Source organism: Clostridioides sp. ES-W-0016-02, from assembly GCF_020641035.1.
In the GTDB taxonomy this organism is placed as follows: Bacteria; Bacillota; Clostridia; order Peptostreptococcales; family Peptostreptococcaceae; genus Clostridioides.
Genome location: NZ_CP061361.1, coordinates 2,976,476 through 2,999,383 on the forward strand (window position 1 = coordinate 2,976,476; position 22,908 = coordinate 2,999,383).

The window sequence follows — 22,908 nt, forward strand, 5'->3', positions numbered from 1 at the left end:
CAAACTTTTATTTAATTTTTCTAAGAACTTCCTTAAAGTATTCTGGTAATTCTGAATCAAATTCAATATATTCCTTAGTGGTAGGATGTATAAATCCCAATTTCTTAGCATGTAAAGTTTGTCCCTTTAGTTTAAACTTATTTTCTTTAGGTCCATATACACTATCACCTAAAAGCGGATGATTTATAGATGAGGCATGAACTCTTATTTGATGAGTTCTACCAGTTTCAAGTCTAGCTCTCATATGAGTAAATTTATCAAATCTTTCTACCACTTCAAAATGAGTTACTGCATTTCTTCCATCTTTTACTACAGCCATTTTTAATCTATCCTTAGGATTTCTTCCTATTGGTTTGTCTACAGTTATTTTATCTTCTTTAACTACACCATAACATATAAATTCATACTCCCTAGTTATAGAATGCTCTTTTAATTGTTCTGCTAAAAAATTATGTGCATAATTATTTTTAGCTACCATAAGAAGACCAGAAGTATCTTTGTCTATTCTATGAACTATACCAGGTCTAATAACACCATTTATTGATGATAACTTATCTTTACAATGATACAAAATTCCATTTACCAATGTATTTTCATAATTTCCAGGAGCAGGGTGAACAACCATATCCTGAGACTTGTTAATTATTAAAATATCATCATCTTCAAATACAATATCTATTGGTATATTTTGAGCTACAACCTCTAGAACTTTAGGTTCTGGTATTTCTATAATAATCTTATCTTCTTCTTTAACTAAATATTTTGCTTTTTCTACTTTATTATTAACTTTTACTTTACCATCTTTTATAATTTTTTGTATGTAGCTTCTTGACATATCTCCTAATTGTTCTGCTAGATAAACATCAAGTCTAACCTCTTCTTCCTCTTCAAGCACTAAAAACTCTCTTACATTCTCCATCAAATCACCTACTTTTACTTTCAAAAAATAAAACATATATACATAAAAATACAGTTCCTACAACTACAAATACATCAGCTACATTAAATACATACTCCCATATAATCCTAAAGTCAAAATAATCTACTACAAACCCTAATCTAACTCTATCAATTAGATTTCCTAATGCACCAGATATTATTAATATGATTCCCAACTTTCCAGATGTATGTACTTTTCTTGTATTGAGATAATATAACCCAAATACTGTTGCAATTAGTGCAACTATTATAAATATCCATTGATTATTTTGTAATAGTCCAAATGCTGCACCTCTATTTTCAACATAAGTTAGATGAAATACATTCTTTATTATTGGTATTGTAGACACATTCACCAAATTATTTAACACCCATAGTTTAGACAATTGGTCTAATCCTATAAGCAGAATTATTATTAACACATATAACAATGATTTTTCCCCCTATAAATTATTTAAAAATCAATTTTGATTGAAATTCACTATTACCATTATACAAAAAAAATACTATAAAGAGCAACTCTGTTAAAATTGAATTTTTTAGTAAAACTAATCAAAAATAATATTAACCCTTCTATATTATAAATTGCTACAAATTTAAAATTACATTATTATGTATAAAAAATTTCAAAATACTCTATTATTCAATACTTTTTGTGTATTTTATAGCTTAAAGATTAATGATGCTTGTATTTTAGATTTACAAGCATCATTAGTCTTTAAACAAATATCTTTTATTTTTGTACTTGTTGATTTTTATCTAAATGTTGTATAAGTTCAGATACTGTTACAAATTTATACCCTTTTTCTTTTAACTTGGGAATTACTACTTCCAAAGCCTGTATAGTCTGTGATTTCTTGTTTCTTTTATTATTATAATCATGTAGAAGTATTATATTTCCATTTTGTACTTTTGTAAGAATAGTATTAATAATACTATCAACGCCAGGATTTGACCAATCTCTAGGGTCCAAGTTTGACCAAAGAATTATATTCATACCTTTAGAAACTATAATATCACATACACTTTTGCTCATAGCTCTATATGGAGGTCTAAATATTTTGGGCTCTACTCCAATTACACTCTTTACAGCATTTTGTGTATCTGTTATTTCTTTTTCTACTTTATTATAACTATTTTTTTCAACATTTATATGTGTAAATGTATGATTACCTATCTCATGCCCTTCCTCATACTGTCTTTTTAGTAATTCCTTGTTATATGCAACTTTTTCTCCAACCACAAAAAAAGTTGCTTTTACATTATTTTTCTTTAGTATATCAAGTACTTGTGGTGTAAAGTCTTCATCTGGCCCATCATCAAAAGTCAATGCTAAAATTTTTTCGTCCTCATTTCCTTGCTTGATTATTACATCTTCATAATCGTTCTTTATATTGTCATTTAGACTATAAGCTTCTTTTACGCTATTTTGATTATGTGTATTATGACTATATGTATATACGCCTACTATTGATAATACACATATACATATACCCCACATTACTTTTTTCATGTCATTACCTCTTTTCTTAATTCGTTCTAACAATATATGATGTCAATTTTTTAATCTCTTAATGTTCCGTTTTTGTTTAAATCAGTTAAATTTGTTAGGTCTGTTGAATAAAAATTAGAATCCTCCACTTCAGGAGTTTCACTTGCGTGTCCTAATAAATCCTCTTCTTTTTTTGCACACTCATTGCATAAATTTGTATCAGGTAGTATATCCAATCTTTCTAAATCTATTTTATTATGACATAAATCACAAAGTCCGTATGTCCCATTTTCTATTTTAGATAATGCCATATCTATTTGATACAATCTACCTTCTTCATGATTTATTAAACTATTTTGCATATTTTGCATATATAAATCTGTTCCCATATCTCCTATATGATTATCATAACTAGATAACTCTCCTGATGAATACTTTTCACTGGTATGTTTATTTGTATCTCCAAATAAAGTATTGTCTTTCATATCTCCCACTAAATTAGTCAAATTTGCTCTTTCTTTCAATAATTTATCTTTGTATTTTTTAGTATCCATTTTTAACACCTCTAATTTTAATATTTATATCATAAAAATAGTATGTGGAAAACTAAATTAAAAATACAATAAAAAGTAAGATTTGATTTTTTCAAAAAAAATTGTAGGCAAATTTTAAATTCACCTACAAATTTTTAAAACACATTTAAATGTTATATTTTTATTTTTTATAATAATTATATTAACTTGCTAATTTATGAGTATTTTGTTCTTTTATATCTTTAGCTTTTTTAAAGAATAAAATACCAAGAATTATTGCAACAGCAACACCTATTCCATTAGATATATTTACTGGTAGTCTAAAACCTTCTTTTGCCTGCATTATATAACTAAATGTTACTACAGTCATAAAAAGCGCTGGCAATGTAGTTATGTAGTGGTTTTTATTTGCTTTAACCAAATATGCAGAACCAGTCCATAACATTATCATAGCAAGTGTTTGATTTGCCCAAGAGAAGTATCTCCAAATTATATTAAAATCTATAAATGTAAGAGCAACACCTACTGCAAATAGTGGTAAAGCTATTAAAAATCTATTTTTAACTGCATCTTGATTGTAGTTCATTGCATCAGCTATTGTTAATCTAGCACTTCTAAATGCTGTATCACCTGAAGTTATAGGACATGCTACAACACCAAGTATAGCCAAAGCTCCTCCAATAGGCCCCATCAATCCAACAGATACTGTATTAACAACAGTAGCTGCTCCACCATCATTAAATATTACATTAAGTTGAGGTATACCATGGAAGTATGACATAGCTGCTGCTGCCCAAACTAAAGCTATTATTCCTTCTGCAACCATTGAACCATAAAATACTGGTCTTGCTTCACTTTCTCTTTCAACACATCTTGCCATAAGTGGTGATTGTGTTGCATGAAAACCTGATATTGCCCCACATGCTATTGTTATAAATAAATATGGGAATAGGGGTGTTCCATTTGGATTCATATTTTGTAAATTTATATTTGGTATGTTATATCCCTTTATTATTAATCCTCCTGCTACACCTACTGCCATAATTAATAAAGCTGCTCCAAATAAAGGATATATTTTTCCAATTAACTTATCTATTGGCAAAACAGTAGCCATTATATAATAAAGAATTATTACTCCAACCCATATTTGTGTATTTACTCCTGTTAATGTTTTTAGTAATCCTGCTGGACCTGTTATAAAAACAACTCCAACCAATACCAAAAGAACAACGCTAAATATTCTCATTGCTATTTTTGCACTATTGCCTAAGTAAAGACCTACTAACTCTGATGCAGATGTACCTTTATTCTTCATAGATAAATATCCAGAAGCAAAATCATGTACACCACCTGCAAAAATTGTCCCAAATACTATCCATAAAAATGCTGATGGCCCAAATAATGCACCTTGTATAGCACCAAATATAGGACCTAAACCTGCGATATTTAAGAATTGAATTAAGAAAATTCTTTTCCATTTCATTGGAACATAATCTACACCATCTCTACAAGCTATAGCTGGAGTTTGATTTTTATCATTGATTCCAAAAACCTTTTCTACAAAAGTACCATAAATAAAATAACCTACTATAAGTACCACCATTGAACCTAAAAAACTTACCATAAATTCATCCCCTTAGTTTTTTTATAATTGCTTTATAAATTTTTATAAGTTTAAGAAAACTATTTCCAGTTCAAATAGTAATACTTTTTTGTACTAATATAAATGTTAATCACATTAAGTGCATATTTAAATACATGAAATGACTTTATATGTGCATTAATAGCCTAAATTCTTTTATTCTACTTCTACTTACAGTTACTTCATAATCACTATCTTTTAACTTCAATATGTATGTGTTATTAAACCATGGGATAATTTCTTTTACTTTAGTTAAATTTACTATGTAAGACCTGTGTGTTCTAAAAAAAGTTTTATCATTTATTATGTTTTCTACTTCTGATATACCCTCTTTTAGTATAAATGTTTCCTTTTCAGTATATATAAATGTCTGTCTTTCATTAGCCTCACAGTAATATATATCATCAATATCTATTACAACCAATTTATCACCTTTCCAAAGGCTAATTTTATGTGTTATTTCCTCTATATTTTGATTTATTATACATTTTTTATCACTAGATATATGATTATTATCACTAGATATTTCACTACTATTTGTTTCACTTTTCTCTAACTTATCCAACATTGATGTAATCCTATCCTCAGAATAAGGCTTAAGTACATAGTCAAATACACCTAATGAAAAAGCATCTACTGCATAATTTTCATATGCTGTTATAAATACTATTTTAGGTCTTGCTTTAAATTGATTTAATGTTTTTGCAAGTAACATTCCATCAAGATGAGGTATATTTATGTCCAAAAAAATTACATCTATTTTATTTTCTTGAATAAAATCTAGTACTTCTATGCCATTAGTAAATTCACTTACTACCTCAATCTCGCTTTTATTTTCAATAAAATATCTCAATTCTTTTCTTGCTGGAAACTCATCCTCAACTATTATTGCTTTCATATTCTTACTCCTTTACGTAAAACATAATTAAAGTTCCTTTATCAGTTCTTCTCATATTAAGACCACTTCCATACATTAGCTTAAGTCTTAAATGAACATTATAAAGTCCAATCTTATTTTCTGGCATATTATCTTGATATACATTATTTATAACTTCTTCACTTATACCTATACCATTATCCTCAATCGATATTCTAATAGTATTTTCTAATGAATGTTGTAATTTTTTTATAGATATTTTTACCATACCAGCTCTTCCACTTTCCAAAACTCCATGTATAATTGCATTCTCTACTATTGGTTGTATAATTAAACTTGGAATTTTTATATTTACATCATCTATATCATAAATTATAGTTAATAAATCTCCAAATCTAGCCTTTTCTATTTCTACAAAAGATTTAACTTGCTCAATCTCTTTATTTATGTCTATCAAGTTATCACTATATTCAAGATTGTATCTCAAGTAAGTTGATAAATTTATTATGAGTTCTCTAGCTTTATCTGGATTAAATCTTATAAAGGATGCTATTGTATTTAGAGAATTAAATAAAAAATGCGGATTAATTTGCCTTTGAAGTGCTTTTATTTCTGCTTTATTTCTTGCTTCTATATCCTTTTTATCTTTTTCAATTCCCTCAACTATAGATATAACAAATCCTATACCAATTTGTCCTACAATTAGAGGCAAGTATATTCCATTAATTATTTGAATTGCTAGAGAATGAGGCTGTGATATTAAATATATAAGTAATATAGTAAAACTTTCAGAAATCATACCTACTAGTATTCCATATATCACTCTATGCTTCTTTGGTATCTTCTTATACAAAAATCCTGATAACACACCTGCTAGTATACTTGATAAAAGGCATGGCATGGATGTTATACCTCCAATATCCATAAAATACCTATGTATACCTGATAGCAACCCTGCTGTAATACCTACAATTGGTCCAAATAAAACGCCTCCTGATACTATAGATATTATTCGAGTATTTACTATTGACCCCATATAGTTTATGCCATTGTAAGTACCAAATATAGCTAGAAAAGTAAAAACTAAAGATATACAAATCAAATCATTTAAGCTATATTCTTCTTTTTGAAATATTTGTTTAAATGTTTTTAGCTTTGTTATTAGAAGAAATAATACTACAATAAGGCTTGTTTTTTCTATTAATGCTATTAAAATTGATGTTTTCATGTTTTTTCCTCTTATTTTTCCTATTTAAAATAATTTTTACATATGTTATTGGTATTATTTTTATGGCTTATTAAATACATAAAAAATAATTGCCTTAATTATTGTATCATATCAGTTAAACATAAAATCAAACTCATTTAATTATATATATAAATTTTTTAAAACGTTTTTTTGATATATTATTGACAATTTTCTTTATAAGAGTTAAAATTAATTCATAAATTACATATTGAGTATAAAGTATAATGGATGTATGTTCAAGGTTAGTTCAGAAGGCTCTGGTTTTCTGATTTTTTTATGCTCAGTAGTGATATGCAAAAAAGAACAAAGTTAACGTCAGTTAACTTTTACCTTTATTCTACTTTCCCCAAAGTAAGAATAATCTAACCCCTTTGAGATGAGCAAAAGCTCATCTTTTTTTATTACAAAACTAAAGAGGATATTATCTTAATAATATCCTCTCTATTTCCTATCATATACTTTTTTAATAACTTTAAATATTTATTTACTAAAGAAGATATATAATATAATTAATATCTTCTCTCTATAAACCCAACCTTTTTATAAACTTTTCTAAGAGTTTTTCTAGCTTGCTTTTCAGCCTTTTCAGCTCCCATAGTATAGATTTTTTCTAAATAATCTTTATTATTAAGAAGGTCAACGTATTTTTCTCTTATTGGTCTTAAAGCTTCTGATACTACTTCAGCTACATCTTCTTTAAATACTCCATAACCTTTACCTTCATACATGTTTACAATTTCTTCTACACTCTTTTTACTTAAATTAGAATATATATCAAGTAAGTTTTTAATACCAGGTTGTTCATCAGTATACTTTACAACACCTAAAGAATCAGTAACACTTCTCTTAATCTTTCTCTTTATAGTATCTGAATCATCTGCCAATAATATAAATGCGTTGTCATTTGAATCAGATTTACTCATTTTCTTAGTTGGTTCTTGTAAACTCATTACTCTTGCTCCGCCTTTTGGATAGTATCCTTCTGGGACTACAAATGTAGGTGAAAATCTATTATTAAATCTATTTGCTAAATCACGAGATAGCTCTAAATGTTGTTTTTGGTCATCTCCAACTGGAACCAAATCAGCTTGATATAATAGTATATCAGCAGCCATAAGAACTGGATACGTAAATAATCCTGCATTTAGATTTGCTTCACTCTTTTGTGATTTATCTTTAAATTGAGTCATTCTACTTAATTCACCCATATAAGTCATTGTATTTAATATCCACATAAGTTCAACATGCTCTTTAACATGTGATTGTATAAATATAGTATTTTTTTCTGGATCTAATCCACAAGCTAGATATTGAGCAAGTAATTCTATAGTATTAGCTCTCAAAACTTTAGGGTCTTGAGGTACTGTTATTGCATGTAAATCAACAATACTATAATAACAATTATAATTTTCTTGAAGTTCAGTCCAGTTTTTTATAGCTCCTAAATAGTTTCCTAGAGTCATCTTACCTGATGGTTGTGCACCACTAAATATAACCTTTTTTTCACTCATATGATTTGTACCTCCTTATATATTTATATTGATTTTAACATGCTTAATACGATATCTTTAGAATTGTTGGCGGCCTCATGTACAAATACTTCATATGCAACTCCAGCACTTCCATCTGCTTTATCAGACATTGCTCTTATTATGACAAATGGAACATTATTTAAGTAACATACATGAGCTATAGCTCCACCTTCCATCTCTCCACAATACCCGCCAAAATCATTTACTAACTCTTCTTTTAATTCTTTAGAGTTTATAAATATATCTCCTGTTACTACTCTTCCTTTTAATACTTTATGCGTTTTTGTTTCTTCTACAGAAGATTTATAAGCAGCTTCTACGAGTCTTTCATCTGCTTTAAATACAGATGTTTCCATTCTTGGTATAACACCTTTAGGGTCTCCAAATGCAGTAGTATCTATATCGTATTGTATCGCATCAGTTGAAATTACTATATCATTGACATTAAGATTTTCATTTAAAGCCCCCGCAACACCTGTATTGACAATAGCATCAACTTCAAATTCACTTATTAATATTTGTGCACAAAGAGCAGAGTTAACTTTTCCTATACCACATTTTACTAAAACAACACTTTTTCCTTCTAAAGTTCCTTTATGAAATTCTAAGCTAGCTTTTTTTACAATTTCTTTAATATCCATTAAATTCACTAATATACTTACTTCTTCATCCATTGCACCTATAATTCCTATTACGTTCATCTTTCCTCCTAAATTTTATATATTAAAAAATCCGTCCTAAATCAATAGGACGGATATATTTTCCGTGGTACCACCTAAATTTATATATACTCAAAGCTGAATATATATATCTTAATATGTGCTATAACGTGCACACACGATATCAGATAATCTACAGTCTTAAACTGCATTTCACATTACTCCTCAAAGACCCATTCAATAAATACTTTTTATTAAGTTCTCAGCACCCTTAATTCTCTGTGTAAAAGTCTATTTATTTACTCTTTCTTATCCCAGGATTTAATTTATTAATTTCTTTATTTTATAATATTCCTTATGATATAAATTGTCAACTATATATATAATAATATCCAAAATATATATTTAAAATACATTTTTATTTAGCTGTTCTCTTTTCATATCTATTCCATAACCATAGACCAGATAGGATAACTAGAAGACCTCCACCAATCATTTCTATTTCATATATGATATTTTCAGCAAATGTAGGCATAACTGGTGCTGCTGATAATAATATACCAACTACAGTTACAGTTAAAACCATTTTCGCTAAACCTATACAAGTACCTGTTGATTTTGCCATAGTATATGGTCTAATTTCATCTGGTCTCTCTTTTCTTAGCTTAATATAAGAAGCATATAACAATACATATGGGAATAATGCAGTTAATGCTGTCATAGTTACAAGAACATTGTATATAGCATCAACAGAAGGCATTAATGTAGTCACTAATAATATTATAGTAACTATTATTGCTTGAAGTATAACTGCTTTCGAAGGTATCTTGTGTTTATTTACTTCTACCAAACTATCTGGAAATACTCCTTTTTTAACACTACCAAATAACATTTTTATTGGTGATGCTATATAAAGAACTATTGCTCCTAATATTGAAAAAGCTATACCAAAAGCTATCAATTGAACTAACCAAGAACCTATTCCTAAAGATTCACAAACAGCTGCAAGCGCATCTAACACACCTTTAGAAGCAGTAATTTGGTCTGGTGGTATTATCATTGTTATTGCAATAGAACCTAATACATATAATGAAGCAACTATTCCAGCTGATATTAATATAGCTTTAGGGAAGTTCTTTTCAGGCTTATCTATCTCTGTTATAAAGTTAGCTGCAGTTTCTGCTCCTGCTAAACCAAACATTATAGCTGATATAGCAACAAATGCATCCATATTAAGTTTTGGAGTCATTGAAGCTATTGTATATGTTGAAGCCATATCATGTTTTTTCAATACTAATACTGCTAAAAATGAAAATATTATAAGTATAGCACTTGGTATTGTTGAACCTAATGCACCTGTATTAGTAAATATTTTTGTAAAGCTTATTCCTTTAGTTGCTATAATAGATAATATCCAGAATATTACTAAAGATAATATAAGTACAAATATCTTATTATCTGCAAGTGCTGGATTTCCTATTGTATAAGAAACATTTACTGCTAAAAAAGTTAGGAATGAAGAATACCAAAATATTTTAGCTGTCCAGTTTAACCAAGAAACTAAAAAGCCATATTTTTCTCCAAAGGCTTCCTTAACCCAATCATATAAACCTCCATCACCTTTTTGATATGTAGAAGCTAATTCAGCACAAATTAAAGCTCCTGGTACGAAATATATAAATGAGAATAATAACCACATAGGTATTGCACCTAATCCTAAACCGAAGCTTGACGCTGTCGACTTAGCTATCCATCTTATACCATATAAAGCTGATACATTCATAAATACCAAACTCCATAGGCCTATTTTTTTCTTTTCCATCCTATTATAATTTCCCCTCTCTTTATTAATTAAAAATTGATTTCATAACAGTTAAAATAACTTTAACCTATAAAATACTTCAATTTAACCTATAAAATACTTTAAATAAAAATATTTATACCTCAAATTTAGATATTTTGAAATCAAAATTTACTAAAAGTGATAAATTTTGAAAGTTCTATCACTTTCTCTTTAATGATACTAAATTTTTAAAATTGTTTCAATATTATTTTAATATAAAAATTTTTTTATTAATTTTCATAATTATATAACTATCTCAAATATATATTTTTACTTATTCAAGTTATTATTTTTATAAAATTTTCACAATATAAACTTATTTTACTTTTCTTTTAATGTAAAATAGGGAATTAAATTTAATATAAAAAATATATGTTAAAATTTTTTTATATTTCTAGAAGAAAAGTATACTAATTTTTGTTTAATAGTGCTAAAATTGATTTGTATCGAATTTTGATTAGGAGGAAATTATTATGAAGACTCAAAGATTAAATGCTGTACTTGAACAAATGAAAAAAGATGATATTTCTCAAATGCTGGTAAGTGATCCTACTTCAATATTTTATTTAACAGGATTACTAATCCACCCAGGTGAAAGACTGTTAGCTTTATACTTAAATTTAAATGGTAATAATAAATTATTTATAAATGAATTATTCCCAGTTGCAGAAGATTTAGGTGTTGAAATGGTTTGGTTTAATGATACTCAAAATCCAATAGAAATAGTAACTGAACATGTAGACAAAAATGCTACTATGGGTGTTGACAAAAACTGGCCAGCTAGATTCTTATTAAGCTTAATAGAATCAGGTGGAGGAAGTAAATTTGTAAACTCATCTTATATAATAGATACTTTAAGAATGTGTAAAGATGAAGAAGAAAAAGAATTAATGAGAATAGCTTCAAGATTAAATGACAAAGGTATGGAACAACTTAAAGCTACTGTTTCTGGTGAACTTACAGAAAAACAACTTGTTGGTAAATTATCTAAAATATATGAAGACTTAGGTGCTGATGGATTTTCATTTGACCCTATAATAGGATTTGGTCCTAATGGAGCTAATCCACATGGAGAACCAGGAAATGCTCTTGTAAAACCTGGTGATGCAATAATATTAGATATAGGTTGCATAAAAGATAATTATTGTGCTGATATGACAAGAACTGTATTCTATAAAGAAATACCTGAAAAAGGTAGAGAAATATTTGAAATAGTTCTTGAAGCCAATAAGAGAGCTGAAGCTATTGTAAAACCAGGAGTTAGATTCTGTGATATAGATGCAGCTGCTCGTGATTACATAACTGAAAAAGGATATGGACAATACTTCACTCATAGAACTGGTCACTCTATAGGACTTGAAGTTCATGATAAGGGAGATGTATCTTCTATAAATACAGATACTGTACAACCAGGAATGATATTCTCTATAGAACCAGGTATATATTTACCAGGAGAGTTTGGAGTTAGAATAGAAGATTTAGTACTAGTTACTGAAGATGGTTGCGAAATACTAAACAAATATGACAAAGAAATATGTGTGGTTGGTTGATTATAAGATTAACTTAATAACATCAAAATAAGCTGTATAAAAATGATTTTATTCATTTTTATACAGCTTTAACTTTTTAGTTTGTTGTTTATATTGCAGTTATCAAAATTGCACCTTTTGAAGTATATGTTCCCATTACTGAACCAACTTCACAGATTACAACGTCTTTATATTTAACATCTTTTTCCATAGTTTCTCTTACTTTTTGAGCTTTTTCAGGGCAGTTAGCATGTCCTATAAATAAAACCTTCTCTTCTTTATCTATAATTTTTGATTCTACTAACTGAATCAGTTTTTTCAAGCTATTCCCTTCACCCCTTGCCTTATCTATTGGAGTTACAATCCCATCTGCAACTTGTATTATAGCCTTAAAATTTAATGTATTTATAATTTTTCCTGCTATTGGATTTATTCTACCTCCTTTTATAGCATTTTCTAATGTCTCTAGAGTTCCATAAAATGGTGGATTGTCTTTATATCTATCTATTATTGAAACAATTTCTTCAAGTTCTTTTCCTTCTTTTATTAATATTGCCGCTTTTAATACTAATTGTCCTATGCCAATTGACCCACTAAGTGAATCTATAATTTCAATTTTTTTATTATTTCCTTCTTTTTCGAACATGTCTTTTGCCAAAAGTGCACTATTATAAGTTCCAGATAATCCTGAACTTATGCTAATTACTAATATACTTTCCTCTTCGCATTGATATGCTTCTAAAAACTTATCTGGTGAAGGACATGATGTTTTTGGCAATAATTTACTTTCATCCATTTTTCTGTAGAAAGTTTCATTATCTATTTCCTTCCCAGATATATAGTTCTCTTCTCCAAAAGATACATTTAAACCAATAACTTCAATATTGTATTTCTCTATTATATGATTAGGTAAGTCACATGCACTGTCTACTATCAATTTTATTTTATCCATATTAACCTCACTATAAGATATTGTTTTTGTTTATTCAGTCGGTCGTACGACCGATTTAATTATTATTTTATATTTTGGATGAAAAAAAGTCAATAGATATAGATTCTTGCTTTATTGACAATAATTTTCTATAAGCTTATAATGTTATTAATTTGTTATAAATATACATAGAAAGGTAGGTTTTATGAAAACAAATAATATGAAACAAGCTATTTTATTATCTGCTACTAATTTAATAGCCAAAAATGGAGTTCAAAATACCAGTCTTGCTGATATTGCAAAAGATGTGAATATAAGTAAGGGTACACTATATTATCACTACTCATCTAAAAATGATATTATATATAACATTGCTGATACTCATTTAGAAGTTATAACTAGTGCTATATTAAACTGTGTAAAAAATGTCAAATCCAAAAATTCTCAAATAGAAATGGTCAACTTAATACTAGAAAAAATATCTACTATAGAAAGTCGTGGTAGAGTACATATGTATCTTATTTGTGAAGCTATTACTTCAAATGATGATTTAAAAGAAAGAATGAGATTGAAATATATTGAATGGCGAGCTACCCTTAAATCTGAAATTATTGAATCTCTTGAAAAATATAGTGGTGATGAGAATGAACAGGATGCTGAATCCTTTTCTTTTTTACTTATGTCTATAGTTGATGGTTTAGTTGTCCAAAGCTTGTTAAAAACAGAAAAAATGCCTTATGAAAATATCGCTTCTTTTTTAGTTAACCATTGGATTTAAACTTGATATTTTAATAATTAATAAAAGTGAACTATTAAAGTTTTTTAATTTAACAGCTCACTTTTTTATTTGCTATGAATAATTTTTATTTAAACCTTCATGGAATAACAAAATAAAAATCATTTTATTAGTTTAAAATACTTCTATTTATGTTGATGTGTATGCCCATCTAAATGTTCATGCCCATGTATATGTGTATGTTCATGCCCATGCTCATGAGTTCCTGAAAATCCATCATCATGATTATGGTCATGACCTACACCATTTACATGCTCATGTTCATGTCCATGACTGTGAGAATGCTCGTGTGAATGTTGATGGTTATCTCCCCCACAGCATCCTTCTCCTCCAGTTCCACAGCATCCATTAGCATGTGGATTATGATGATTTCTTACTACAAATCTCTCTCTTAACATATTATTATACCTCCTAGTATATTATTGAGCACTTCATGTGCCCCATTAGTTACAGTATACATCTAACTAGGTACAATAACAAGATATATGGTATTTTTTAACACTTATATCTTATAAAAATTTATCCTTAAAACCTCCACCTTTTACTTCTTCTACATTGTTTACAGAAATAAAAGCTTCACTATCCATATCATAAATTAAATCCTTAAATTTACCTACTTCATTTGCAGATATGATACAGTAAATCATTTTTTTCTTATTCTGCGTATATGCTCCTTCTGCTTCTAAAAAAGTTACTCCTCTACCCATCTTATTCATTATTACTTTTGATATTTCTTCATATCTATTTGATATTAAAAGTATAGATTTTTTTCTATCAAAGCAATCTTTTGCTATATCCATTGTAAAAGAAATTATATACATAGTAATTAGAGTGTACATTACCAATTTTGCTCCAAATAAAAATGCACCTGCACATACTACAAAGAAATTAATAAATAAAAATGTATTTTTCATTGGTATATCGTACTTTCTTTTCATTATAGCTGCTATTATATCAAGCCCTCCAGCAGTAGCTCTTGCTTTAAAGGTCAATCCCATACCTATACCAGTTAAAACACCACCATAAATAGATTGTAGCATAGTATCATCTATTGGAAAATATTTAGCAATATCTTGTGTTAAACCAAGTGCAACAGAAAATAGTAACATATTTACAAAACTTATTAACAAAAATTTATTATCAAAATACTTCTTAGCTATAATAAATATTGGTATATTCATCAAAAAACTAGATAATCCCTGATTTATACCAAATAACTTATATAATATAACACAAATTCCAGCTACTCCTCCACTTAACAACTTGGCTGGTGCTAGATATAAATTTATTCCTAAGGTTGATAAAATCATTCCCAATATAATAAGACCATATTGCAAAAATATGTTATTATCAATACTTAGTTTTTTGCTTTCACCATACATCAAAACGCACCCCTTTGCATAATAAATAAACCACCCTGCATAATACACAATAAATTTAAAAATAAATTTACCAGAAGTAGTTCACTCTAAAATATTATTCATCCTCACTTAAACGTTTATTCACTAACATTTTATCATATGCTATAAATAATTTATATGATTTATATAAATTTATTTGTTGTAAATTTTGGAATATTAAAACATTTAATTATTGAAGTACAAAAACAATTAATTAAATAAAGAAATAAGCTATCTTTTTAAAAAAAGCCCTATAGAAATTTACAAATCATTTTCTATAGGGCTCTTAATTAACAGCTTGTTATTTTTTATTTTCTTGTAACTTTTATACCTGTCATATGGTCATTTAAGTTTTGTTCTTCTAAAGATTTATCATCCACTCTATTTATTTCTAAAGCTAAAGTCTCAGACTTGATGTATTCATCAAAATGCTCAACAGCTTTAGCAATCTCATCATCACCACAGTAATCTATTACTATGTTGTCTAGTACTTCAAAGTTATTAGATTTTCTCAATTGTTGTACTTTAGATATAAATTCTCTAGCATATCCTTCATCAACTAACTCATCAGTTAATTTAGTATCTAGTATAACAAAAAGATTATTTTCAACAGATACATTAAATCCTTCTTTAGCAGTTATACCTATTAATACTAAGTCTTTATTAAATTCAAATGCTTCTCCATTTAAATCAACTGTTAAAGTTTCACCATTTTCAAGTTTATTAGCAGTTTCATGTGCATTTAACTTGTTTAATGCTCCTACAAATAAGTTCATCTTAGCGCCTAATATTGGTCCAGCTTCTTTAAAGTTTGGTTTTAGGCTAAAGTTCATATATTCATCTAAATCTTTAGCAAATACTACCTCTTTAACATTAAGCTCTTCTTTTATTAAATCAACTACATCACTTATTGTGTCTTCAAATTTACCATCTACTAATACTTTTTGTAATGGTTGACGAACTTTTATTCTCTCAACTTCTCTTGAAGCTCTACCTAAAGTAACTAGATTCTTAGCTAAATCCATTTTTTCTTCTAATTTAGTATCAACTAAACTCTCATTAAACTTAGGATATTCAGCTAAATGAACAGATACTTCTCCAGTTAGGTTTCTATACATTTCTTCTGACATATATGGAGCAAATGGTGCTATAGCTCTGCAAAGTCCATGTAATAATTCATAAGTTGTATTGTATACAGCTTTTTTATCTTCTGTTAATTCAGTTGCCCAGAATCTTCTTCTTGAACGTCTTATATACCAGTTAGATAAATCATCATTTATGAAATCTTGTATCATTCTTAAAGTTTTATTTAATTCAAATATCTCTAAATTTTCTTCTACATCTTTCATTAAATTATTGAATTTAGATAGTATCCATCTGTCAAGTTCTGGTCTATCTTTGTATTCTACAAAGAATTCAGTTGGATTTATATCATCTGTATTTGCATATAAAGTAAAGAAGTTATATACATTTTTCATAGTACCTATAAATTTACTTTGGATTTCTTTTAATCCATCCATATCAAATTTAGTTGGAGTCCATGGTGGAGAAACATATAGTAAATACCATCTTAGCGCATCTGCTCCATATTGATCAAACAACTGCATAGGATTTACTGTATTTCCTCTTGATTTACTCATTTTCTTTCCATCTTTATCAAGTACAAGGTCTGGAACTAAGACACTCTTATACGGTGCTTTTCCTAATACAAATGTTGATACTGCAAGTAATGAGTAGAACCAACCTCTAGTTTGGTCTATACCTTCTGATATATAATCAGCTGGGAATAGCTCATCAAAGTTTTCTTTGTTTTCAAATGGATAGTGGTGTTGTGCAAATGGCATAGCTCCACTATCAAACCAGCAATCTATAACTTCTGTTACTCTTGTCATTGGTTTTCCACATTTTTCACACTTCAAGTGTATATCATCTACATATGGTCTATGAAGTTCTACAGTTTCTGGGTTTACATCTTCTATAGCTTTTTCAGCTAATTCTGCTCTTGAACCAACTGAATCTGTATGACCGCATTCACATCTCCATATAGGAAGTGGAGTTCCCCAATATCTAGTTCTTGATATTGCCCAGTCATTTAGATTTTCTAACCAGTTTCCAAATCTCTTTTCACCTACAAAGCCTGGGAACCATTTTACACCATTATTATTTTCTATTAATTTATCCTTAAGCTTAGTCATTTCTATATACCAGCTTGGTTTTGCATAGTACACAAGTGGAGTTTGGCATCTCCAACAATGTGGATAATTATGAACTACTTTTTCTTTACTATATAGTTTATTTTCAGAAGCTAGCCATTTTATTATTTCAACATCTAGCCCATCTTCCATTACAAATCTACCTTCCCAAGGAGTAGTTGTAAATTTACCAGTTTCATCTACTGGCTGTACAACTGGTAAATCGTATCTTTTACCTGTATTGTAGTCATCTTCACCAAATGCTGGTGCTGTATGAACTATTCCAGTACCATCTTCAGTAGTTACATAATCTCCTACTGTAATAAAAAATGCTTTTTTATCAACTTCTACAAAAGGCATTAATTGTTCATATTCTAAGCCTTCTAAATCTTTACCTTTCATTTCTTCTAAAACTTCATAGTCTTCACCTAGTACTTTATTAGCTAAAGGTTTAGATACATAATATACCTCATCACCTTTTTTAACTTTTAAGTAATCAACATCAGCATTCACTGTTAATGAAACATTTGATGGTAAAGTCCATGGAGTAGTTGTCCATGCTAAGAAATATTCATCAGCATCTTTTTTCTTAAATTTAGCTACAACTGTATTTGTCTTTACTTCTTTATATCCTTGTGCAACCTCATGACTAGCAAGACCAGTTCCACATCTTGGGCAATAAGGAAGTATTTTATGCCCTTCATATATATATCCTTCTTTATTGAACTTATTCAATATCCACCATACAGATTCTATATAGTTATTATCTAAAGTTATATATGGATTATCTAAGTCAACTTCATAAGCCATTCTCTCAGTCATTATTCTCCATTGTTTTTCAAATGAGAAAACTGACTCTCTACATTTTTGGTTAAATTCAGCTATTCCATATTCTTCTATTTGTTGCTTGCTAGTAAGACCTAATTCTTTTTCTACTTGTATTTCAACTGGCAATCCGTGTGTATCCCAACCAGCTTTTCTCTTTACTTGATAACCAGACATTGTTTTATATCTACAAACAGAATCTTTAAGTGTTCTAGATAAAACGTGATGTACTCCAGGATTTCCATTAGCTGTTGGAGGTCCTTCATAAAATACAAAACTTGGGTCGTCTTTACCTTTTTCTAGAGTTTTTTCAAGTATATCTATGTCTTTCCAATAGTCAAAAACTTGTGCTTCTGCTTGTTTCACAGAACTGTCCACCAATGGCTTAAATTTTGCCATGTAAATCACCCTTTCCTACAGTTATTATAATTCCAAAGTTTTTATTCTTTTACGTAAATTTGAACAATAAAAAACTCGTCCCCTTTAAACAAAGGGACGAGTTATCAATCGCGTTACCACCCTAATTCTATATGTGAACTTAACAATAGTCACATATAACACTCTAATAGTATAACGGCACTAACCGGCACAGCTTAATAAAGTTTAATCGTTCAGCCTGCAGCTCAAGAGTGATTTTCATCTTTATAAATTCCTTGGTTCTCAGCATACCCAATTCTCTGTAAAATTATCTAAAGATAATTGTCTCTATCAACGCTTTTAAAAATTTATCTGTGTTTATATGAAATTCTATAACAAATAATTTGAATAGTCAATATATTTTTGAAAAATATAATAATTTATATTTTTCTTACATATTTATCCTATTTTTTGTTTTTGTTATAGTATTCTCAAACTTAAACAATAATTCTACCTAAAATCCAGTAAAATTATTGTTTATTCTAAAGTTGTAGCAGCTTCATCATTACTATAATTATACACTGATGTACCTTCAAATGCATTTACACATTTTTCATCTACATCATAAAAAATCTCATCGACACTTCTTATTTCATCTTCTAACAATGATTTGAATTTATTTCTAAATATCTTAAATTCTTTAACTAAAGCATCGTACTCTTTTCTTATCTCTATAACACGATTATTAGCTTGTTCTATAATTTGTCTAGCCTTTAAATCTGCTTCTTCAACGATTATCTTAGCCTTTTTATTTGCTGCACTACAAGTGTCTTCTGCTGCACTTTGAGCAGTTATTAAAGTAGCTTTTAGTGTTTCTTCAATATTTTCATATTTATTTACTTGATCTTGATATAATCCTAATTTTTCTTTAAGAGCTGTATTTTCTCTACATAGAGATTCATAATCTTCTTTGATAATATCTAAAAACTCATCCACTTCTTCATCTCTATAACCTCTTAAACCTTTTTTAAACTCTTTATTTTCTATCTCAATTGGAGTTAGCATTACATTTCCTCCCAGCTATAATTTTAATTAGTCCTTATACAATTAATTTTGCTTGAACTTTTATTCTTCCTTTTTTAGTAATATCTCCTATTTGTGTTACTTTAGCTCTTCCTTTACCTCTAATAGAAATTAAATCATCATTTTTAATTATTTTAGAAGTTGAAGTTATCTTTTCATAATTGACATGGACTTTTTCTCCATTTATGTATTTTGCACTATCTTGCCTAGATATATTGTAAAGACTACTTATGATACAATCTAACCTATCTGAAGATACTGTAAATGATACTTCTTTATATTTTGAAGAACTATTAACAATATTTTCTCTGGAAATTTCCTTTACAATTACACTATTTCTTGAAACTTTCTCTAAATTTATGATTATAAAATCACAAATATCACTACTTACAACTACTTGACAAAAACTATCATGTATAATTATATCTCCAATTTTGTCTCTTTTTATACCTAGATTCAAAATTGCTCCTAAATAATCTTTATGAGATATACTTTTAAATTTAAAATTTCCTTCTATCTGTAAAAATCTAAGAGTATCTTCTATATCCTCATATTCCATGTAAAATGGATAAATAAATACAGTGCTTCTTTCAGCTTGTTCATAACCTCCATCCACACTGTATTTTATTTCATTAGTAGAATTTAATATATCTACAGCATTTCTCACTTCATATGGATTAAGAAACTCAGTAGACTTAACATCATAGTTTTTTATACAACTATTAGCCTTGTCTATTACTTTAAACATTTTATTTTTCAAGTCTACATCCTTTATGTGATTTGTCAATTTCAATTTGTCCATGTTATCACCTTAGAATATAACCAATACTAATTGTCTTAGGAACATCAATAATACTATTGCAATTAAAGGAGAAAAATCTATCGGCCCATTTGTGTATTTGTACATTATAGACCTGATTGGACCTTCTATTGGCTCTGTAAGATTTTCTAAAATCTCAAAAATTTTGCTTTGTCTTCCATTTGGAAACCAAGTCATCAAGCTTTTTATAACTATCATCCATGCTATTATGTCTAAAAGATAATATAGTGCAATTCTTATTGTTCCCATACATTAACCGCCTTTTTACTATTTATTTTGCCAAGGGAAGAATGCTTTGCTTTCTAATTCTTTTTTCATATTTGCATCTATATCTACATTATTAGGAGCTAGTATAAATATTGACTTAGAAACCTTTTGTATACTTCCATCTAAAACATAAACCGCTCCATTCATAAAATTAAATATAGATTTACGAACTTCAGAATTAGTCAATCCTTCCAAATTCACTATAACTGCCCTTCTTTGTTTTAGATGGTCTGCTATAGTTGCAGCTTCATCATAAACTTTAGGTTCAACTATTACAACTTTCATTTGAGAAGTTGTATGTAAATTTACAATTTTATTTGCCTTTGCAGCACTAAATCCTCCATTTATTTCTTCCTCTTGAACTATATCTTCCATACCACCTTCATATTCATCTTCAACATAATCTTCATCTTCATCAACTATCCAGTTCTTAAATTTAGATATTATTCCATTTGACATTATTAACTTCCTCCTTAGAATTTATTCAGATTTGAGTAATTATTTTTTATTGTAATTTCTTTCTCCAAAGATTGATGTTCCAACTCTAACAATGGTAGCCCCTTCCTCTATAGCAATTTCATAATCGTGACTCATTCCCATTGATAAAACATCCATACCTACATTAGATATGTTTAATTCTTTTATTTGTGTTGATAAATCTTTAAGACCTTTGAATACACCTCTTATTTCATCTTCATCTGCTACAAAAGGTGCCATTGTCATTAGACCTTTTATTTTTATATTTTTATATTTTTCTGACACTTCTTTGACAAAATCTATAACTTCTCCTTTATCAAGTCCATGTTTAGATTCTTCTTTAGATATATTCACTTGTACTAAGCAATCTATTTCTCTATTTATTTGCTCAGCCCGTTTTTGAATTTCCTCGCATAATGCGACTCTATCTAAAGAATGTATCATACAAACTTTATCTATTATGTACTTAACTTTATTTGTTTGCAAAGTTCCTATTAAGTGCCAATTTAGTTTGTCACCTATAATATCATACTTTCTAGCTAATTCTTGAGGTTTATTTTCACCAACAGAAGTAATTCCTTCTTCCATTGCTTCATTAACTAAATCTACATCAACAGTTTTAGTAACTGCTAAAAGAGTAATTTCTTTACTATCTCTATTTACTTTTTTTGCAGCTTCATCAATTTTACTTCTTATTTCAGATAAATTCTCTTTAACAGAACCCATTATTATCACCTACTTTATCCTTATATTTGTGTTTATTTTGTTAGGTCTTAAAATTATTTTGTCATATAGATTAACACTTTTAACTCCATTTATGTCATTTTTATAATAATCCACAAATACAGAAGATTCATTTTCATAAGTTATCCCTTCTAGTATGACAAATTTTACACTTTGTGATTGTTCATCAATTACATATACACCACGTTTATTGTCTTTTGTTTTTATAGAAGTTTTAGGTATTTTTAAACATTCCATCTGATTATATATTATATCAAATTCTTCGACACTTGTATCCTGATTTCCAATAATTTGGTTACTTATTTTTAATTTTACCATTATTTTATTATTATTTTTATATATTTTGTAAACTTTTGCATCTATTTTTTGTTTGTCATATTCAATTACGACATCTTGATTTTTTTCAAATCTTTTATAATCTTCTTTATCAACATATATTGATAAATAACTACTCTGGTCATTAAAGTCTTTTTCTAGAGTACCTTCTGTACTAATTTTTGCATCGACTACTTCAGATTTTAATACTAATGTATCTACATTCTTACTAATAATCATTACTAAAATATTAAATACTAAATATATAAGAATACCAAGTATCACTAATCTGGTATATTTAACCTTTTTCAAAGACTCTCCCCCTATATAATTTCTTTCATTATAAATACTTCTTCTAAAAAAGGTTTATTCCTTTTTTATATGATAATAATTGTTTTTTTTCATA

At 28.1% G+C, this 22,908-nt stretch carries 22 protein-coding genes and 2 other annotated features; of the genes, 2 read left to right on the plus strand and 20 right to left on the minus strand.

Annotated features, from left to right (window positions below):
* Nucleotides 1–7: 7 nt before the first annotated feature.
* From IC758_RS14125 to IC758_RS14170, 10 genes are all read right to left on the minus strand, one after another.
* On the minus strand, nt 8–955 hold the full coding sequence (locus tag IC758_RS14125) for an RluA family pseudouridine synthase (protein WP_227862632.1): 948 nt from the start codon (nt 953–955) through the stop codon (nt 8–10).
* Complete coding sequence (gene lspA / locus IC758_RS14130; RefSeq protein WP_227432462.1) at nt 924–1,370, minus strand: signal peptidase II; 447 nt, start codon at nt 1,368–1,370, stop codon at nt 924–926. Before lspA ends, IC758_RS14125 begins: the two co-directional genes overlap by 32 nt.
* A gap of 302 nt (nt 1,371–1,672) precedes the next feature.
* A complete protein-coding gene (locus IC758_RS14135; protein ID WP_227860541.1) occupies nt 1,673–2,452 on the minus strand; it encodes a polysaccharide deacetylase family protein in 780 nt (259 codons plus the stop codon).
* 50 nt (nt 2,453–2,502) lie between these two features.
* The gene (locus tag IC758_RS14140) at nt 2,503–2,985 is read right to left on the minus strand and encodes a TraR/DksA C4-type zinc finger protein (RefSeq protein WP_227432460.1); all 483 of its coding nucleotides are present in this window, start codon (nt 2,983–2,985) and stop codon (nt 2,503–2,505) included.
* A gap of 181 nt (nt 2,986–3,166) precedes the next feature.
* Nucleotides 3,167–4,588 (minus strand): carbon starvation protein A, encoded by a 1,422-nt coding sequence (locus tag IC758_RS14145; protein ID WP_227860542.1) that lies wholly within the window; start codon nt 4,586–4,588, stop codon nt 3,167–3,169.
* Between the two features lie 145 nt (nt 4,589–4,733).
* The gene (locus IC758_RS14150) at nt 4,734–5,504 is read right to left on the minus strand and encodes a LytR/AlgR family response regulator transcription factor (protein ID WP_227835795.1); all 771 of its coding nucleotides are present in this window, start codon (nt 5,502–5,504) and stop codon (nt 4,734–4,736) included.
* A gap of 4 nt (nt 5,505–5,508) precedes the next feature.
* Nucleotides 5,509–6,711: a sensor histidine kinase gene (locus IC758_RS14155; protein ID WP_227830783.1), complete on the minus strand. Its 1,203-nt coding sequence runs from the start codon at nt 6,709–6,711 to the stop codon at nt 5,509–5,511.
* 530 nt (nt 6,712–7,241) lie between these two features.
* Nucleotides 7,242–8,243: a tryptophan--tRNA ligase gene (gene trpS / locus IC758_RS14160; RefSeq protein ID WP_227482885.1), complete on the minus strand. Its 1,002-nt coding sequence runs from the start codon at nt 8,241–8,243 to the stop codon at nt 7,242–7,244.
* A gap of 23 nt (nt 8,244–8,266) precedes the next feature.
* Entirely contained in the window at nt 8,267–8,965 is a 699-nt protein-coding gene (locus IC758_RS14165; protein ID WP_227830784.1) for a 5'-methylthioadenosine/adenosylhomocysteine nucleosidase, read from the minus strand.
* A gap of 42 nt (nt 8,966–9,007) precedes the next feature.
* Nucleotides 9,008–9,248: a binding site (T-box leader), on the minus strand.
* Between the two features lie 93 nt (nt 9,249–9,341).
* Nucleotides 9,342–10,745 carry an APC family permease gene (locus IC758_RS14170; RefSeq protein ID WP_227432454.1) on the minus strand — a complete coding sequence of 468 codons (1,404 nt, stop codon included), beginning with the start codon at nt 10,743–10,745 and terminating at the stop codon, nt 9,342–9,344.
* 494 nt (nt 10,746–11,239) lie between these two features.
* On the opposite strand from IC758_RS14170, the gene IC758_RS14175 reads away from it, so the two are divergent.
* Nucleotides 11,240–12,316: a M24 family metallopeptidase gene (locus IC758_RS14175; RefSeq protein WP_227432453.1), complete on the plus strand. Its 1,077-nt coding sequence runs from the start codon at nt 11,240–11,242 to the stop codon at nt 12,314–12,316.
* 88 nt (nt 12,317–12,404) lie between these two features.
* Here the strand turns inward: IC758_RS14175 and IC758_RS14180 are convergent, their stop codons facing one another.
* A complete protein-coding gene (locus IC758_RS14180) occupies nt 12,405–13,247 on the minus strand; it encodes a DegV family protein (protein WP_227835303.1) in 843 nt (280 codons plus the stop codon).
* Nucleotides 13,248–13,431: 184 nt separating this feature from the next.
* On the opposite strand from IC758_RS14180, the gene IC758_RS14185 reads away from it, so the two are divergent.
* A complete protein-coding gene (locus IC758_RS14185; RefSeq protein ID WP_227835302.1) occupies nt 13,432–14,004 on the plus strand; it encodes a TetR/AcrR family transcriptional regulator in 573 nt (190 codons plus the stop codon).
* Between the two features lie 143 nt (nt 14,005–14,147).
* On the opposite strand, the gene IC758_RS14190 is transcribed toward IC758_RS14185, so the two are convergent.
* The 9 genes from IC758_RS14190 to IC758_RS14230 form a co-directional block, all read right to left on the minus strand.
* Nucleotides 14,148–14,420: a hypothetical protein gene (locus IC758_RS14190; RefSeq protein WP_227432450.1), complete on the minus strand. Its 273-nt coding sequence runs from the start codon at nt 14,418–14,420 to the stop codon at nt 14,148–14,150.
* 111 nt (nt 14,421–14,531) lie between these two features.
* On the minus strand, nt 14,532–15,404 hold the full coding sequence (locus IC758_RS14195; RefSeq protein WP_227824210.1) for a YitT family protein: 873 nt from the start codon (nt 15,402–15,404) through the stop codon (nt 14,532–14,534).
* Nucleotides 15,405–15,730: 326 nt separating this feature from the next.
* A complete protein-coding gene (gene ileS / locus IC758_RS14200) occupies nt 15,731–18,838 on the minus strand; it encodes an isoleucine--tRNA ligase (RefSeq protein WP_227432448.1) in 3,108 nt (1,035 codons plus the stop codon).
* Nucleotides 18,839–18,927: 89 nt separating this feature from the next.
* Nucleotides 18,928–19,160 (minus strand) — a binding site (T-box leader).
* Nucleotides 19,161–19,333: 173 nt separating this feature from the next.
* The gene (locus IC758_RS14205; protein ID WP_227432447.1) at nt 19,334–19,861 is read right to left on the minus strand and encodes a DivIVA domain-containing protein; all 528 of its coding nucleotides are present in this window, start codon (nt 19,859–19,861) and stop codon (nt 19,334–19,336) included.
* Nucleotides 19,862–19,895: 34 nt separating this feature from the next.
* The gene (locus IC758_RS14210) at nt 19,896–20,681 is read right to left on the minus strand and encodes an RNA-binding protein (protein WP_227482889.1); all 786 of its coding nucleotides are present in this window, start codon (nt 20,679–20,681) and stop codon (nt 19,896–19,898) included.
* A gap of 9 nt (nt 20,682–20,690) precedes the next feature.
* Nucleotides 20,691–20,948, minus strand: coding sequence for a YggT family protein (locus IC758_RS14215; protein ID WP_054274603.1), 258 nt, complete (start codon nt 20,946–20,948; stop codon nt 20,691–20,693).
* Between the two features lie 18 nt (nt 20,949–20,966).
* Nucleotides 20,967–21,425 carry a cell division protein SepF gene (locus tag IC758_RS14220; protein WP_227432445.1) on the minus strand — a complete coding sequence of 153 codons (459 nt, stop codon included), beginning with the start codon at nt 21,423–21,425 and terminating at the stop codon, nt 20,967–20,969.
* A gap of 39 nt (nt 21,426–21,464) precedes the next feature.
* Complete coding sequence (locus IC758_RS14225) at nt 21,465–22,169, minus strand: YggS family pyridoxal phosphate-dependent enzyme (protein WP_227432444.1); 705 nt, start codon at nt 22,167–22,169, stop codon at nt 21,465–21,467.
* 9 nt (nt 22,170–22,178) lie between these two features.
* Nucleotides 22,179–22,814, minus strand: a complete 636-nt coding sequence (locus tag IC758_RS14230; protein ID WP_227482890.1) for an HlyD family efflux transporter periplasmic adaptor subunit — start codon at nt 22,812–22,814, stop codon at nt 22,179–22,181.
* Nucleotides 22,815–22,908 lie beyond the last annotated feature (94 nt).

What these genes read in the sequence shown, in the direction of transcription:
- IC758_RS14125 (WP_227862632.1), bottom strand. Translation starts at nt 955, where the DNA reads ATGTTTTATTTTTTGAAAGTAAAAGTAGGTGATTTGATGGAGAATGTA.
- IC758_RS14135 (WP_227860541.1), bottom strand. Translation starts at nt 2,452, where the DNA reads ATGAAAAAAGTAATGTGGGGTATATGTATATGTGTATTATCAATAGTA.
- IC758_RS14140 (WP_227432460.1), bottom strand. Translation starts at nt 2,985, where the DNA reads ATGGATACTAAAAAATACAAAGATAAATTATTGAAAGAAAGAGCAAAT.
- IC758_RS14145 (WP_227860542.1), bottom strand. Translation starts at nt 4,588, where the DNA reads ATGGTAAGTTTTTTAGGTTCAATGGTGGTACTTATAGTAGGTTATTTT.
- IC758_RS14150 (WP_227835795.1), bottom strand. Translation starts at nt 5,504, where the DNA reads ATGAAAGCAATAATAGTTGAGGATGAGTTTCCAGCAAGAAAAGAATTG.
- IC758_RS14155 (WP_227830783.1), bottom strand. Translation starts at nt 6,711, where the DNA reads ATGAAAACATCAATTTTAATAGCATTAATAGAAAAAACAAGCCTTATT.
- trpS (WP_227482885.1), bottom strand. Translation starts at nt 8,243, where the DNA reads ATGAGTGAAAAAAAGGTTATATTTAGTGGTGCACAACCATCAGGTAAG.
- IC758_RS14165 (WP_227830784.1), bottom strand. Translation starts at nt 8,965, where the DNA reads ATGAACGTAATAGGAATTATAGGTGCAATGGATGAAGAAGTAAGTATA.
- IC758_RS14170 (WP_227432454.1), bottom strand. Translation starts at nt 10,745, where the DNA reads ATGGAAAAGAAAAAAATAGGCCTATGGAGTTTGGTATTTATGAATGTA.
- IC758_RS14175 (WP_227432453.1), top strand. Translation starts at nt 11,240, where the DNA reads ATGAAGACTCAAAGATTAAATGCTGTACTTGAACAAATGAAAAAAGAT.
- IC758_RS14180 (WP_227835303.1), bottom strand. Translation starts at nt 13,247, where the DNA reads ATGGATAAAATAAAATTGATAGTAGACAGTGCATGTGACTTACCTAAT.
- IC758_RS14185 (WP_227835302.1), top strand. Translation starts at nt 13,432, where the DNA reads ATGAAAACAAATAATATGAAACAAGCTATTTTATTATCTGCTACTAAT.
- IC758_RS14190 (WP_227432450.1), bottom strand. Translation starts at nt 14,420, where the DNA reads ATGTTAAGAGAGAGATTTGTAGTAAGAAATCATCATAATCCACATGCT.
- IC758_RS14195 (WP_227824210.1), bottom strand. Translation starts at nt 15,404, where the DNA reads ATGTATGGTGAAAGCAAAAAACTAAGTATTGATAATAACATATTTTTG.
- ileS (WP_227432448.1), bottom strand. Translation starts at nt 18,838, where the DNA reads ATGGCAAAATTTAAGCCATTGGTGGACAGTTCTGTGAAACAAGCAGAA.
- IC758_RS14205 (WP_227432447.1), bottom strand. Translation starts at nt 19,861, where the DNA reads ATGCTAACTCCAATTGAGATAGAAAATAAAGAGTTTAAAAAAGGTTTA.
- IC758_RS14210 (WP_227482889.1), bottom strand. Translation starts at nt 20,681, where the DNA reads ATGGACAAATTGAAATTGACAAATCACATAAAGGATGTAGACTTGAAA.
- IC758_RS14215 (WP_054274603.1), bottom strand. Translation starts at nt 20,948, where the DNA reads ATGGGAACAATAAGAATTGCACTATATTATCTTTTAGACATAATAGCA.
- IC758_RS14220 (WP_227432445.1), bottom strand. Translation starts at nt 21,425, where the DNA reads ATGTCAAATGGAATAATATCTAAATTTAAGAACTGGATAGTTGATGAA.
- IC758_RS14225 (WP_227432444.1), bottom strand. Translation starts at nt 22,169, where the DNA reads ATGGGTTCTGTTAAAGAGAATTTATCTGAAATAAGAAGTAAAATTGAT.